Genomic DNA, 13,737 nt, shown 5'->3' with positions numbered 1-13,737 from the left:
CAGACCGCCGCGATCACGGCACTCGCCGGGCAGGTCGGCACGGGCGCGGACACCGCGACCATCGTCGCCGCGGTCGAGAACGCGATCGAGCGGGCTGTGATCGACGTCAACATCAACACCAGGGAGACGTGAGCGCATCGGCGTTCTCGTCCCGGTTCTGGCTCGCCACCGCCGAGCGAACTGTCCGGACTGCTGCGCAGACTCTGATTGCGACGCTCGGCCTCGACACTGCCGGCGTCGTCGATGTCGACTGGGGTCAGGACCTCTCGCTCGCGGGCAGCGCGGCGCTTCTGGCGGTGCTGACCGCGATCAGCACGTCCGCGGCTGGCGACGGTCCGGGGCTCACAGAGACCGTACGGACCCGCCCATGACTCCGGCGAGCAGCGGCGACCGGGTCGCCGTCGAACTGGCCGAGATGCGCGGCGAGATCCGCACCGGATTCGCCGAGCTGAACGGCCGCCTCGACCTCGCGCTGCAACGGACCGCTGCGACTGAATCGGACATCGACACCCTGCAAAACCGGGTCGCAGCTCTGGAGCGTGCCCGCTGGCCGCTGCCATCGATCGCCGCGGTGACCGGTGTCGCTGGGGCAGCGACGGGGCTCGTCGCGCTCTTCCGATGACTGAACCCCGCCCCACGGCTCCGGGGCGGGGTTCTGCCGGTCGTCCGCAACGCCGCCCGCGCTCCCTTGGGCCGGTCCGCCGACGCTAAGGCGCTTCGCCCGTTTCTGGGGACAGGGCGGCCTTCTTCGCAGCCATTTCCAGCTGGTACCGGCTTTGCTCTGAGGCTGTCGCCTCCGCCGTCACGGCTTCCATGAACGCCTGTGAGGTCTCACGCCACGGGGCCCACGCCTCCGCGTTGTAGGGGCCGCTCAGCGCCTCGTCCTTGGCCTCCGCAGCGGCCCGCGCCAGTCTGATCAGTTCATCACTCGGTTTTGCCACAGTGCGGATCGCAGGCCCCGCGGTGAGCCGTCCCGCTCAGTGGGCCCGTCATGGGACGCGCGTCCCCGAGATGTGCCCTCACCTGGGGTAACAGTGCTCCGCGTGTGCCCTGCATCGAACAGGCCGGACTCCCCTCAGAGGGGAGTCCGGCCCTTCTGCTGTTCAGCTCCAGCCGTGTTCAGTGAACGCTCCGTCACCTTCCAGGTACCCGAGGAGCCCCTTCTCCGGGTATTCAATGATGTCCTCGGGGAGTTCGTGGACGCTGAACCACTCCAGGCCGAGACACTTCTCCGGTTCCCTGTTGACGGGTTCCCCGTTCCACTGGGTGGCTACGAAGAAGAAGCCAATGCGTTCCACTTCTGCGCTTTGCTTGTGGTGCACGACGTGCACCATCCGCAGGTGCGTGGGGTCGACTGTTACGCCGGTCTCCTCCAACAGCTCACGGGCGGCCCCGGCTCGCAGGGGCTCGCCCTGATCGAGCTTGCCGCTCGGCATGTGCCAGCGACCGTGTCCGTACGGTCCGCCCCGCTGGGAGAAGAGCAGCTTGTCGCCCTCACGCAAAATGACGTGAGTGTCGATGACGGGTTCTGCGAGTAGTTCCGGTGTCATGATCCCTGAGATGTGGTCGACTGCGTTGAGGTAGTCGACGCTATCGACGAATCGCAGATTGCGTCGGCGATTGCGACAGCGACCTCCGTTGGGGTGGCTTCACCGGTGTTCACGACGAGCACCTGCACGCTGGCCGTCGTAAGGATCCGGGCGGCCTCCGTGTAGAGGACGACTTCGCGGCCGGGTGCGGTCGGGTCTCGGTGGAAGCGGTTGTGGGGGCCGCGCGCGGCTATCCGAGCGGTGATGAGTTCGGGGTCCGCGGTCAGGATGACCGCGAGGTCCGGCATCAGGACGTCCGAGGCCAGGCCGAGCAAGAACGGGAGCGGTACGCCGTCGAGTTGCTGCATGACGAGGGTGGACGCGACATACCGGTCGGTGATGACCGTTTCGCCTGCGGCCAGCCGGGGCTCGATTTCGTGTGTGACGTGCTCGTACCGGTCCGCGGCGACGAGGCAGGCCAGGGCGTGTCCGCGGATGGTGGCGAAGTTGGCGCTGATGAAACGGCCGAGTTCGCTGGCGGTCGGTTCCACGGTCTGGTGGACCGCAAGACCCCGGCCGGTCAGTTCGTCGTGCAGGGCCTTGATGCTGGTGGACTTCCCGACGCCGCTCGGGCCGTCGAGCGTGATGAACCGTCCGCGTTCCGACGTCATGCCGCAGCCCCCTGAGTCCCCTGGTTGCGCTCGTGCTGTTCGCGGGTGAGCGTGGCGAGGGTGGAGCGGACCTGGGCCAGGGGGACGTCACCGAACTGGATGTCCACGCTGAAGTTGAATTCGTCGCGCTGACGCATGGACTCGTCGGCGCCGTTCTCGGTGAGGTCGACGTCTCCGTAGGCGAGGAGATCGTCGGGGTTGTGGCCGGCGTCGGTGAGCGTCGTCCAGACAGGGGTGCCGGGGTAGGGGCGGAATTCGAACACGCTCGCGCGTATGTCGCCGGGGTTGCTGTCGGCGATGGCCCAGAGGTTGTGGATGTGGCGGACGGTCGCCTCGATGTCGTCGTGGGACTCGTCGGGGAATCCGAGGATGAAGTACCCCTTCACGCCGATGCCGTGGGCGACCAGGCGGCGGGCGACACGTTCGGTCATCTCGGCGTCGATCCGTTTGTCCATCGCGCTCAAGATGCGGTCGCTGCCGGACTCGATTCCGAGCGCTACCTCCCGCAGTCCGTTCTCGACGAGCCGGTCCAGCTCACGGTCGGAGACTCGGTCGAGGACGTTGATGCGGCCGGTGGCGTCCCACACGTAGCGCTCACCGATCCGGTGCCGGGTGAAGGCCGCCATCTGTTCCTCGATGACGCGGCCGACGCCGAGGAAGAGGTCGTCGACGAACCGGAAGGCACGCACTCCGTACTCGTCGTGGAGCTGGTCGAGCTCGCCGATGATGTCCTCGGGGGTGCGGACGCGGATCAGAACGTCAGGGTTGGCGCTGACGGCGGCCCCGCAGAACGTGCAGTTGTAGGGGCAGCCGCGGGAGCCGACGATGTTCGCCTCCATGTGACCGCTGCGGGCAGCATCCTTGAGCAGTTCGGTGCCGCGGCTCACCGCGAGGCGCCGGTCGGTCTCGGTGGGCGCTGCCTGGTAGGGGTCCTGCGGCAGGAAGGCGCGCTTGACGTACGGCAGGGCGTTGATGTCCGGGCCAAGCATCTGTGCGCTCAGCTTCTTGTCGGCTGGGATGCCGGTTGCCCGGGTGCCGAGCAGGCGGTCCCGCCACAGCACCTGCGGCAGTTCACGGCGGCGCCGTTCGTCCTCCAGGAGCGCGGCGACACGCAGCTCGCCCTCGCCCAGGACCAGGGCCCGTAGGTTGGCCATGCGCGGGTCGGTGAGCACGCGGTCGGGCATCGCCTTGGCGTGGTGCCCGCCGACCATGAGGGCGATGTCCGGGTCGAGGCTGGCCGCGATGCGTGCGGACATCTCGTAGGTGGGGGCGAGGAGGTTCATGGCTGCCCACCGGGGCTGGGCCTCGTTGACGAGCTTTGCTGTCTCCGTGATGCCGAGCCCGTGTGCCTCGGCGTCGAGTACACCGACGTTGAATCCGGCCTGTTGTGCGTACGTGGCGATGTAGGCCATGCCGAGCACGGGGAGCGTGTAGTCGTTGGTGCGCGGCCGTTGGTCGTAGTCGCGCAGTGGTGCATTCACGAACACGGCGTCGAGTGCGTGCGCCGGGTCAGCGCCCGAGATGAGGGATAACTGCTGCATCGATCCTCCAGGTCAGCGGGCATGAGAGCCCCAGGTGAGCGTGGATAGGGTCAGCGTGTGCAGAGCAGTACGGTCGGGACCGGCCATGCCGGTCCACATCGGGCCGAACGCCTTGTCCTTCTTGTCCGGCCAGGGATGGGCGGGCGCGATCTCCGCGGCCCAGGTACGCACGGCGAGATCGTCGTGCGGGTAGACGCTGAAGTCGCCGGTGACATCAGCCGCGGCTGCCGCAGCGGTCCACGGGCCGATGCGGGGCACGCTCGTCAGCGCGGCTGCCAATTCGGGGGCGTCCATACAGAGCCAGTCGACGGCGCGCAGTTCGTAGTGTTCGGCGGCGGCCTGCAGCACGCTGCGGTGGAACTTGGCTCCGACGGCTGCGAACTGTTCATCACCCAGATCCAGCACCTGTAGGGGCGTGGGGGCGACGGCAAGCTCACCGAAGGGGGTGTCGATGGTGGTTCCGTAGGTCTTGCACCATGCCCGGTAGAGCTTGCGGGCCTGCCCGGCGCGCACGACCTGACGCAAGATCGCCGTGGTGACCGCGTCCCACAGCCACGGGTTGACGAGGCGCCGCGTGACACCGAGATCATCAAGCGCCGCCTTGAGACCGGCGGGGACGCTGCTGGGCAGGCGAGCGGGATCGGTGGTGACGAACTCCGGCTTCACGTCCTCGGTGCCGACCACGCAGTTCATGTGCACGCCATCTCGGTCCCACGACAGGACCCAGACCCCGGTGGCCGTGCGCACGGCTCGCGCACGGCCACCGGCCTCGGTCTCGATCCAGGCGGGGTGATCGGTCGTCAGGATGCTCATGGGGTACTCCTCATGGTGTGCGGTTGTTGCGCCGTAGCCTCTCGCGTCACGTGGGTTCAGCGTCGCGACTACGGAAAGCAGAGCGGCATCACTTACTCGCAACGCACCATTTCGACGGTGTCCGGGGCGCCGAGATCGATCATGGTTTTGGTGTTGGTGACGATGCCCACGGAGTGATGGCGCGCATAGGCGGCGAGAGCGAGGGACAGTTTCGGCTCCGAGGCCGTGTGGCGCGCGATTGCGGTCAGATAGTGCAGCAGCTCAGGTGTCAGTCGAACACGACCCTGGAGCAGGCGGAGGCTGTCCGTTCCGTGCTCGGCGGCCAGCTGTGCGGCGTGGACGGGGTCAGGTTTCTCGACCAGCCCCGCCATGGTGCGTTCCGGTCCGGTGCCGGCGCAGATGATCACCCCGTGGTTGCTGGCGGCCTGAAGGTTGAACGGTCCCGCGAGAACTGCCGGGGTGCGCGGGGAAGCGATGGCCATGAGTTCGGAGAGGGCCGTGTGGCTCGGGTCGACGTTGTCAGCAAAGGCGAGGCAGACATCCCCGGTGTGCAGGTGTTCGGCACCGTTGAGCGCGGAGGTGATGTCGGCGTAGCGGCCGTGCTGAGCAATGAAGTCCACCTGCATGCGTTCGGTGAGCGGGTACTGGCCGACCGGTTGGTGAGCCAGTTGCTGGTACCGGGCCAGGGCTCCGGGGGCGAGAACCTGGCGGGTCCAGTCGATGAGCGGGGAGTAGTACGGATGGTGAACCACCACGGCGCGATCGGCTCCGAGGGCGGCCACCTCCTCCAGGACGTGAACTAGGCCAGGGCGGCCCTGGACCGGGCGCAGTTCCTTGGGCAGGAACGGTGACCAGCCTGCGACGCGGGTGCCGAGTCCTCCGGCCGCGATGACAACCGCGGTGGGACGCACATTCATTGGTGTTCCCCCTTGCCCGGGTGGGTGGGCGATACCGTCTGGGGATGCATACACGTGTGACCGGCATCGTCAAGCGCTGCTCGGGCTCCGCCTCGCTCAGGGCGGGGCCATCACCGCACCGGATCTGAAGATTCCCGACCAAGTGGTGGACTTGCCCGGCGCCCCGGCCGGGTTCGACGACGGAGGATGCGTCGCCCACTGCGTAGTCGCAGTTGTACGCCGGCGGTGCGCCCATAGTGGCTTCCATCGCTTCGGCTCGTGTGGGCAGGCGCGCCCCAGACCATGCAGCCATGGCAGCTGCTCCTACCCAGGTGACCCAGTACGCCGGGTGCGCCTCGAAGCCGGTGCTGACCAGCCAGCGCTGCCGCTTCAGGTCGAAGTGCAGCCGTCCGCCACGCTCGTGGGGCATCGGGCACAGCAGGAGGTTCGTGCCGGACTGAGCGTTCGGCATCCCGGCCGCGTGCAGCATGGTGAGCAGGTCGGCCATTTCACCGTTGGTGACCAGCGTGTTGCGCCAGGACGCACGGGTCACCGGGCAGTAGGCGGGGAGCGGCGCCTTCTGTACGACTGCTGCCGACGGTGCGGTGGGGCGACTGCGTGCGATCGGCTCGCACAGCTCGTACAGGTCGTCGCCGGCCAACCATTCGGCAGCAGTTGCGGTGACCTGCGGATCGAGCGTTTGCGCAGCACGGATCAAGGTGGCGTTGGCGTGTTCGCTCACCAGTTCCGCCGTGCGACGGTCGAGTCCGGCGACGAGTTCGTTCTTGTGCCCGTTGGTCGCGAACGTGGCGTCCGCGGCCTCGGGGGTGGTGGGCCGCGGTCGTGGGCTGGCAGGCAGGGCGACGTTCAGACGGGCAGCGATCCGGGCCAGCGTCGCTGCAGGGTCCTTGACGTGCTCCTCGTACGAAACGATGGTGCGGTCGCGCCCAGCCAGCGCACGGGCCAGCAGCAACGCGTTGACGGCGATGAGGCGGCCCAGCGCGATCGGCTCCTCGGGGTCATCTTGGGGTAGCAGAGGTTCGAACTCGCTGCGCCAGCGCGCTGTGTGGGCGGTGCTCGCGACCTGGGCGTACCGCTCGCCGTACCGCCAGCGCTTCCACAGGCGGCTGCGGGCGAAACTGGAGGCTATGCCGACCGGAGCGCGCGTGAGGATCAGCGCCGGAGAGTACGGCAGGAGCGTCAGCACGGTGTCCGTGGAGAAGAAGAGGTTGGTCTCCTTGACCAGGTGTCGCGGATGCCCATAGAGATCGCTGAGTGCACAGGCCAGATGATGCCGCTCCAGATCCCCGAGCCATGCGCCATCGGTCGAGTCGAGCGGGACTCGGTCGCGCGGCGACAGCGGATGTTTCCTGCTGAGCTGCTGTCGGAACGGCTCGTTGTGCTGGGGCATCTCTCCACGTAACGAGTCGGACAGCCAATTCGACCCTACGCGCTCGAAGATCCCCAGAGCCAGCACCGGCGCTGTCGTGAGCGCCAGGCCCTTTTCCTCGCCCTGCCCGTGGAGCGCGGCCACCCGCGCGCCAATGTCCTTGAGACCAGCTGTGAGCATTCATTCTCCAGGAGACTCGAAGTTCCGTGCTGAGCTACATGGGCTTGATGGACGCTGCGGTGATGACGAAGGCCATGGCAATCAGGAAGACCGCTACCTGGCGTACGCGACGGGACATGGGCCCTCCAGGACGTTCAGGCAATCAAGCCCAGCGTCGTGAGGTCGTCCAGGTCGACGACCGTGAAGTCCTGCAAGCAGCGGACGAGCTGTGAGGCCAGGAACCACCGCAGCTGCGTCGCATCCCCTCGGACGTGCTGCGGTGGGGGCCCTCTCCGGCTGAACCTACGAACCGCGGGGGAGCGGAGTTGGATAGCCGGAGAGGGAGTCTCAGGGGGAAACGTTGGGCAGACCGGTCGCCCTCGATTGGAGTGGGAGGGGGCGACCGGGGCTCACACCCGTGATCAGCGGGATGTTGCTGATGGGGACTTACTCATGAGGGCCGGGGGGATGAAGGCGATGAACGAGCATCGGGCATGCAGCCAGTGCAGTAGAGCCTCGTACTCCTCGTCACTGGACGCCATCGAGCTCCGGCCGAGCATGAGGATGCCGTGCGCGTATCCGCCGCCTACGTAGCGACCGGCCTCGGACAGAGACGACTGTGCCTCGACCGGGAGCACATCGGTGAAATGACGTGGGGCGGCGCGCCACCCCATGCGGTCTGCATAGCCGAGGAGTTTGCCGCGGTGCGCTTCAATGGTGGTGCGGTCTGGCGCCCGTACGTACGTTGCGACACAGACCTGCCGGCCGCTGATCCTCCTGGCGTCGAGGCTCGCTTCGTAGAAGTTCCGGCGCAGAGCTGCGAGGCGACCGCCCGGGTTGGGGCGAACCGTAGGCGGGGGCGGGTCGTCGTACGGCCAGTCGCCGAGGCCGACTTCGATCACGACGACCGTCCCGCGTTCGGTACTCCGAGGAGGCCGAGCTGTCGCGCCCTGGTGATGGCGTGCGCGGGAGTCTTGGCCCCCAGAGCTGCCATCAGGGCGCGCACGTCCTTGCGTACCACGTGCACGGGCCGGGAGAGGTGGTCGGCAATCTCTTGAACACCCATGCCCTGGGCGCGCAGGGCAAGGACCTTGCGCTGCACATCGGGGAGGCAGGCCAGTGCCTTACCAGCCTCGGGATCCGGATCGGGCTGATCGAGATCTCCCGACTCGTATGCAGCCTCAACCAGCGCAGGCGCCCCGCTGACACCGAGCCGATGCCCGGCAGCGGTCTTGTACTGGCGAACGGTGGCGAGGCTCAGGTTGAGCTCGTCGGCAACTTCTGCTGCGTGCAGCCCGTCAGCCAGGTGTCGCGCGACATCGCGCTGACGTGGGGTGAGGCGGGTAGTCGACACGGTGGGCACCGCAATCTCCTCTGGTAGATGTCAGACGCCCGATGCGATGTCCGCGTAGCAGGGCAGGTGATCTGAGATCTGTCGGGTGACGGCCGTGTCTACGACGGCCCAGCTCACCAGCCGATGGGCCATGCCCTCGGAGGCGAGTACGTAGTCCGACCTGTAGACATCTCGCTCCTCCTCGGACCAGTACCCGACCGTCTGAGCCCACGGGAACTGCGCGTGGGTGACGGGGTCACGGAACCCGGCGTGGAAGAGAGCGGCCAACGCGCGCCGGTCTGAAGGCCCGTAGCTCCCGTCCTGGTTCAGAACGCGGTGACGTGAGTGCAGATGAGCCGGCAGCCAGTCCCAGTCAGCCGGCTCCGGATCGCCCGGCGCACGGCTGTTGAGATCACCAACGAGCAGGACATTGTCCTTCTTGCCGTGCTCAGTAAGCCAGGACGCCTCCTCGCTCCTTTTGGCCGGCCAGAACGGGGCCAGGTGTGTGGCGATGACCTCGAATTCCCAGCCCGTGTCCAGCGCCACGAGAGCGGCGCGCGACGCGGTGTGATGGAACGTCCCCTCGGCCACGTCCGCCTCGAAATCGCGGAACTGGACCCGGCCCGGCCGCACCAGCGTCATCACGTGGCACCCATGACTGGCAGACGGGGCGATCTCCCAGTACATCCCTAACGCGTCAGCAGTGGCCTTGGCCATCTGGCCGAGGCCAGCGTCGAAGTGCTTCGCCTCCTGGAGGCAAAGCACGTCCGGCGCCACCTCATTCAGCATCTCCATCTGCTGCTTCCAGCGCTTGGTGGACGAGGTGTCCACCCCGCCGTCGAGCATGTTGTACGTGGCGACCCGGATCGTCGGGAGCTCGCCGCCGGCCAACGCGTGTGTCGGATGCATCTGTAACGCCTTTCTAGGCTGTTCGGATTGAAATCAACGGCAGAGGACGGATGTACTGCGTACTGCGACGTCAGTGGCGCTTGATGGATGCCGCGGCCATGACGAACGCGATGGCAACTACGAACGTGAGCGCGCGCCATCGGTGACGGCTGATGCCGCGCCCACGGAGCTTGAGCGCAGGTGTGTGGAGTCGAGGCATCATTCGGCGTCCTTGATATGTCGACCCTCGATCAGCTTCTCGACGAGGTCGGAGGTCACGAACGCCATGCGCCGGGCCATCCCGACGGCCTGCTGATGGTCGGCTGGCAGGGGTGCATCCTGCATACGGCGTCCCCGCTCGATGAGCTGCGTCATCTCATCGGTGGGTGGGAACGTCGGGTCGGCTACCGCGATTGCGCTGAGCCTGTTGAGATGCCTACGTAAGCGTTCGACAAGCGCTGGGGTCGCGGCCTTCAGCGGCGGCTGGTTGCCGATCGTTGTGTCGAGGTCGTCAAAGATTGCCTCGACGTCGAGCGGAGACCAGGCGGTGATCCGCTTCAGGACATGCCTCAGGCCGTCTTGGTCGAGCGGAGGCGTCCACTTCGGGACCGGAATGGCGAGGGAGATCGTCATGCTGGCACCAGCCCTGGCCGCATGGTGGCGCGCACGGTCTTGCCTTGGCCGGTGGCGGGAAAGTAAGTGATGGAGGCGCCGAGCTGCTTTGCGCCCCACAGGCCGCGCCCCAGCTCCCCGGCGGCGGCCCTGTCGAAGTCCGGGAAGGCCGGGTCCGTGACGTCGATGAGGAGTTCGCCGGCCCAGGAGACTCGCAACCAGACGTCGAGGCCCTGCGCGGCCTCCCCAGGCGTGAAAGCGTGCTCCAGGGCGTTATTCACCAGGACGTACAGCACATCGACCGCGGCGTGCTGACTACCGTGCCAGCACAAAAGTGAGAGCAGCGTCCGACCGTCGATGCGGGCGAGTGTCAGCGCACTGAGGTCGGCTGGGAGTAACAGACACGTCTCGCGCGAGACGGGCGCGGGCGCCGCGGCGGGTTGCATCTCAGTGGGTCCTTTTGGTCAGAGGGAGGGAACACCAGGTCGTTGTGCCGTCACGGCTAACGCCCCAGGCCTCGGCAAGGGAGTCAACGAGAATGAGGCCGCGGCCGCCCTCGTCGTCGGGTCCGGCGCAGCACAGCTCAGGGCGGTCGGAAGATCCGTCCGTCACCTCGATGACACAGCGGTCGCCGTCCAGGAGCATGCGCACGCTGATGCTGTTGCCTTTGTCGTGGCGGAGGGCGTTGGTTACCAGTTCGGTAAGCAGCACTTCCGCGGTGTCGATGAGGCCGGGAGAGCGCCAATGGGTCAGGCACGCACGGACGATGCGGCGGAGGCAGCTCGGCCAGGCAGCATCCGTGTCGGTAAGGCCATCAGAGAGCGGACTGGGGCACCGCTCAATGGACACGTTGAGGGCGGCGGGGGCCTGCACTACGACTGTCATCGTCATCGCGTCCTTGGATGGCCAGGAGACATCGGGTACTGCGGCGAGGTTCCGATAAGAGGTAACCGTGCAGCTACACAGCGCTGACAGGTAATTACGGCTTCCGGCCCAGTGCGGCCGACCGGAAATTTTTACCTTGCGCCTTTGCTGGGTGCTCTGGAGCTCTACCGTGGATGCATGACGGGGAATCCGCACTTGGCGGCGCGCATTGAACGTGCTGGGCTGAAGCAAGACGAGTTAGCGAATCGTGTGAATCAGCGGATCGAGATCCTGACTGGGCAGGTTGGGACGCTGACCGACCGCCATGTCCGGAACTGGATAAGCGGAAAAACACGGTGGCCGCAGGCAAGACAGCGGGTCGTACTCGAAGAAGAATTCGGAGTCACCGCGGAGGAACTGGGCTTCATCCCTCCTGCCGGGCGAACACGAGCACCTTCGGAGGGCCCTGTGCGGCGACGCACCTTTACCACTGCTACCGCTTCCCTGGCGGCGGCCGCCCTGCTGCCATCCGCACCGTCGAACGGCTCCCGGCGGGTGGGCATGTCCGACGCCGACCGCCTTGAGCGCAACTTTGTTGACCTCGTGCAGGCTGACAACGAGTCGGGCATAAACGTGAAGCTTGAGACTCGTGCTCTCGCCCATGCTCAGCACGCACTCGATCTGCAAGCCGTCGGCCATGCAGCCACCCGTGTACGTCAGCGGCTGTACTACCTTGCTGCCGCGTTCACCGGCACCGCCCTCTGGGCGGCTGTCGACTCGCAGGAAGCTCAGCGTGCGAGCGGCCATCTGAATCAGGCGATGAAGCTGGCAGGTATGGCCGGGAGCAGTGAGATGCAGATGCGCTTGTGGGGCCACGCCGCGCTTCTGTCCTACCAACAAAGCCACCTGCCCGACGCCCTGGCCGCAGCCGAGGCCGGTACCAGGCAGCACATCTGTCGGCAGGACCCCCTTTTTCGATCTCTCGCCAGCGCCCGCTTGGCGGGCATTCAGTCCGCACTCGGCGACCCCATGCCGGCCCTGCGCAGTTTGGAAGTCGCTGAGAAGGCCTACCAGCGAGCAGACCGGGAAGAGGAACGTGCTCCCTGGATGGCGTTCTTCGACCGAGCGGAACTGGATGGCCTGTCCGCCCTGGTTTTCGGTCGGCTGGGGAAACACGCAGAGAGCGAAGCTCATCTGCATCGCACTCTGGCGCGGCTACGCCCGGAGTACCGCCGAAACCGCACCTACTACGGGTTGAATCTCGCTCTCAGCCAGCTGGCCCAGGGCGAGCTTGAGCAGGCCTACGCGACAGTGGTTCCCCACCTGCCTGCACCGGGCAAACGGATGGCTGGGCGAACAGGGAATCTTCTGGAACAGTTTGGCCGGGGGCTGACCCGCACAGCGCCCAAGTCCCCCATCGCGGTCGAGTGGGCTGACCGCCAAGCCGAAGGAGAAGAAACCCGGTGACGGTCGACGTAGTGCACTACACCGCCGAGGACCTGCCCGACATCCGGCAGGACATCCTTGATACTCACGTGGAAGTGCGCCAGCGCGACTTCGGGCTCACAGGGCCCTTCTACGACGTGGACCGCTTCGACGAGCGCCTGTCCGCGTATGCATCCCGGCCCGGCTGGTCGGCAGTGCTGGGGTACGAAGATGGCGACGTCGTCGGGTTCTGCTTCGGAACGACCCTGGCGCCGGACACCAAGTGGTGGGGCAGCATGCTCACGCCCCTGCCTGCCGACTCGGTGACCGAAGACGGGAAGCGCACCGTTGCGCTGAACGAAATCGTGGTGCGTAAGGCGTGGCGGGGTCGGAGCGTTGCGTGGCAACTGCATGAGGCATGGCTGACTCACCGGACTGAGGAGCGCGTGACGCTGCTCGTCAATCCCCTCAATGGGGACGGCGCCGTCCAAGCTGTCTATGAGGCCTGGGGCTACCGCAAGTTGGGCGACCAACAGCCGTTTGCCGACTCGCCCGTGTTCTCGGTCATGCTGCGCTCGGTCGCTCTGGCTGAGAACTAGGCTTGGCGCCCGGAGTCCGCTGGCGATAGATTCCTGATGCTCTACCGGCCGAGCGCAGCCAGGATCACAGCTTCCTTCTCCGGCGTGATCCCGTGCTCGGCCCAGCGCGGGTGCTCCACTGGCGTCCCGCCATCGCGGAGCCACGCCCAGGTGTCCCTCACCGTCTCCGACAGCGGGCGGCACACCAGCCCCGCAGCCTGTGCTCGTGTCGACTCGATCCTCCACACGCCTGCGTGCGTGCGCCACAGAGGCAGCTCCGTCCACTGCTGAACGCCGTGGTCCAGGAGCATCTTGTCGGGCGCCCAGATCAGTTGGGCGTTACCTCCGGTGGCGAGTACGCAGGCCGTCAGGAGGTCACTCATCGTCTCGCGGCCAATTGGCGCGACGCAGTTGTACGCCCCGCCCCGATCTGTGGCGGCCTGGTCGAGCGCGAGCGCGGCCACGTCGCGAACGTCGATCGGCTGGATTGGCTTGTCAGGGGCTCCCGGGGCGATCATCCGGCCACCGCGGGCGGCCCTGTTCAGCCACCACGGCAACCGCCCGACGTACTCGCCGGGGCCGAGGATGACTCCTGGCCGCAGAATCACGGTTCGGTCATTGCCGAATGCCGTGGTTGTGGCCCGCTCCGCGCCCGCCTTCTGCCGTCCGTAGTACCAGTCCAGCCCGTTCCAACCCTCGGGGAGGCGACCATAGTCGGAGTCGGCATCCGGTGGCCCGTCCAGGACCTCCGAGTCCTCGGTGAGCAGGTCGGGCCTTGACCCCGAATCCTGGACACCGAGCTGGCCGCGCCGGCTGTGCAGGAAGGCCTTGCACCCGATCCGGTTCGGCGCCTGATTCAGCATCCGGCGGCCCGCGGCTCGGTCGGGCTGCTGCGCCGCGATGCCCTGTTCGTGGTCGGCGTCCCGGCAGGGATCGCCGCGTCCGGGGGCTCCGTGCACCGGAGTCGGGGCACGGATGGGTGGTTCCCGGCACCGGTCCGAGGTGATCTGATGTCCACACCCATGACCGCAGGGTGAA

At 67.0% G+C, this 13,737-nt stretch carries 17 protein-coding genes and 1 pseudogene; 4 read left to right on the top strand and 14 right to left on the bottom strand.

What is annotated here, in order from left to right; all coding sequences use genetic code 11:
- The first annotated feature begins 128 nt into the window (after nt 1-128).
- Together ACFVUT_RS37390 and ACFVUT_RS37385 are read left to right on the top strand one after the other, a co-directional pair.
- The gene (locus ACFVUT_RS37390; protein ID WP_389661017.1) at nt 129-371 is read left to right on the top strand and encodes a holin; all 243 of its coding nucleotides are present in this window, start codon (nt 129-131) and stop codon (nt 369-371) included.
- Nucleotides 368-622 carry a hypothetical protein gene (locus tag ACFVUT_RS37385; RefSeq protein ID WP_389661019.1) on the top strand — a complete coding sequence of 85 codons (255 nt, stop codon included), beginning with the start codon at nt 368-370 and terminating at the stop codon, nt 620-622. Before ACFVUT_RS37390 ends, ACFVUT_RS37385 begins: the two co-directional genes overlap by 4 nt.
- An 85-nt stretch (nt 623-707) precedes the next feature.
- On the opposite strand, the gene ACFVUT_RS37380 is transcribed toward ACFVUT_RS37385, so the two are convergent.
- The 13 genes and pseudogenes from ACFVUT_RS37380 to ACFVUT_RS37320 form a co-directional block, all read right to left on the bottom strand.
- Nucleotides 708-941, bottom strand: coding sequence for a hypothetical protein (locus ACFVUT_RS37380; RefSeq protein WP_389661021.1), 234 nt, complete (start codon nt 939-941; stop codon nt 708-710).
- Nucleotides 942-1,103: 162 nt separating this feature from the next.
- On the bottom strand, nt 1,104-1,550 hold the full coding sequence (locus tag ACFVUT_RS37375) for an NUDIX domain-containing protein (protein ID WP_389661023.1): 447 nt from the start codon (nt 1,548-1,550) through the stop codon (nt 1,104-1,106).
- On the bottom strand, nt 1,547-2,200 hold the full coding sequence (gene tmk / locus ACFVUT_RS37370) for a dTMP kinase (protein WP_389661025.1): 654 nt from the start codon (nt 2,198-2,200) through the stop codon (nt 1,547-1,549). The genes ACFVUT_RS37375 and tmk overlap by 4 nt, the downstream gene beginning before the upstream one ends.
- Nucleotides 2,197-3,741, bottom strand: a complete 1,545-nt coding sequence (locus ACFVUT_RS37365) for a B12-binding domain-containing radical SAM protein (protein ID WP_389661027.1) — start codon at nt 3,739-3,741, stop codon at nt 2,197-2,199. Before ACFVUT_RS37365 ends, tmk begins: the two co-directional genes overlap by 4 nt.
- Nucleotides 3,742-3,753: 12 nt before the next feature.
- Nucleotides 3,754-4,554, bottom strand: coding sequence for a hypothetical protein (locus ACFVUT_RS37360; protein WP_389661029.1), 801 nt, complete (start codon nt 4,552-4,554; stop codon nt 3,754-3,756).
- Between the two features lie 92 nt (nt 4,555-4,646).
- A complete protein-coding gene (locus ACFVUT_RS37355) occupies nt 4,647-5,471 on the bottom strand; it encodes a sugar phosphate nucleotidyltransferase (protein WP_389661031.1) in 825 nt (274 codons plus the stop codon).
- 187 nt (nt 5,472-5,658) lie between these two features.
- A pseudogene (locus ACFVUT_RS37350) lies at nt 5,659-5,880 on the bottom strand (SUMF1/EgtB/PvdO family nonheme iron enzyme); the annotation flags it as partial.
- A gap of 1,541 nt (nt 5,881-7,421) precedes the next feature.
- Nucleotides 7,422-7,901, bottom strand: coding sequence for a hypothetical protein (locus tag ACFVUT_RS37345; RefSeq protein ID WP_389661034.1), 480 nt, complete (start codon nt 7,899-7,901; stop codon nt 7,422-7,424).
- Nucleotides 7,898-8,362 (bottom strand): LuxR C-terminal-related transcriptional regulator, encoded by a 465-nt coding sequence (locus ACFVUT_RS37340; RefSeq protein WP_389661035.1) that lies wholly within the window; start codon nt 8,360-8,362, stop codon nt 7,898-7,900. The genes ACFVUT_RS37345 and ACFVUT_RS37340 overlap by 4 nt, the downstream gene beginning before the upstream one ends.
- 21 nt (nt 8,363-8,383) lie before the next feature.
- Nucleotides 8,384-9,241 carry an endonuclease/exonuclease/phosphatase family protein gene (locus tag ACFVUT_RS37335; protein WP_389661037.1) on the bottom strand — a complete coding sequence of 286 codons (858 nt, stop codon included), beginning with the start codon at nt 9,239-9,241 and terminating at the stop codon, nt 8,384-8,386.
- A gap of 198 nt (nt 9,242-9,439) precedes the next feature.
- Nucleotides 9,440-9,853, bottom strand: a complete 414-nt coding sequence (locus ACFVUT_RS37330) for a DUF6415 family natural product biosynthesis protein (protein ID WP_389661039.1) — start codon at nt 9,851-9,853, stop codon at nt 9,440-9,442.
- Nucleotides 9,850-10,278, bottom strand: coding sequence for an ATP-binding protein (locus ACFVUT_RS37325; RefSeq protein ID WP_389661041.1), 429 nt, complete (start codon nt 10,276-10,278; stop codon nt 9,850-9,852). The genes ACFVUT_RS37330 and ACFVUT_RS37325 overlap by 4 nt, the downstream gene beginning before the upstream one ends.
- Before the next feature lies 1 nt (nt 10,279).
- A complete protein-coding gene (locus ACFVUT_RS37320) occupies nt 10,280-10,723 on the bottom strand; it encodes an ATP-binding protein (RefSeq protein ID WP_389661043.1) in 444 nt (147 codons plus the stop codon).
- Between the two features lie 171 nt (nt 10,724-10,894).
- On the opposite strand from ACFVUT_RS37320, the gene ACFVUT_RS37315 reads away from it, so the two are divergent.
- Together ACFVUT_RS37315 and ACFVUT_RS37310 are read left to right on the top strand one after the other, a co-directional pair.
- Entirely contained in the window at nt 10,895-12,163 is a 1,269-nt protein-coding gene (locus ACFVUT_RS37315; protein WP_389661045.1) for a Tat pathway signal protein, read from the top strand.
- The gene (locus ACFVUT_RS37310) at nt 12,160-12,720 is read left to right on the top strand and encodes a GNAT family N-acetyltransferase (RefSeq protein WP_389661047.1); all 561 of its coding nucleotides are present in this window, start codon (nt 12,160-12,162) and stop codon (nt 12,718-12,720) included. Before ACFVUT_RS37315 ends, ACFVUT_RS37310 begins: the two co-directional genes overlap by 4 nt.
- A gap of 41 nt (nt 12,721-12,761) precedes the next feature.
- Here the strand turns inward: ACFVUT_RS37310 and ACFVUT_RS37305 are convergent, their stop codons facing one another.
- Nucleotides 12,762-13,658, bottom strand: coding sequence for an NAD-dependent epimerase (locus ACFVUT_RS37305; RefSeq protein ID WP_389671142.1), 897 nt, complete (start codon nt 13,656-13,658; stop codon nt 12,762-12,764).
- Between the last annotated feature and the right edge of the window lie 79 nt (nt 13,659-13,737).

This window comes from Streptomyces sp. NPDC058051 (assembly GCF_042885475.1).
Lineage (GTDB): Bacteria > Actinomycetota > Actinomycetes > Streptomycetales > Streptomycetaceae > Streptomyces.
This window is presented reverse-complemented; position numbering and strand designations above follow the sequence as displayed.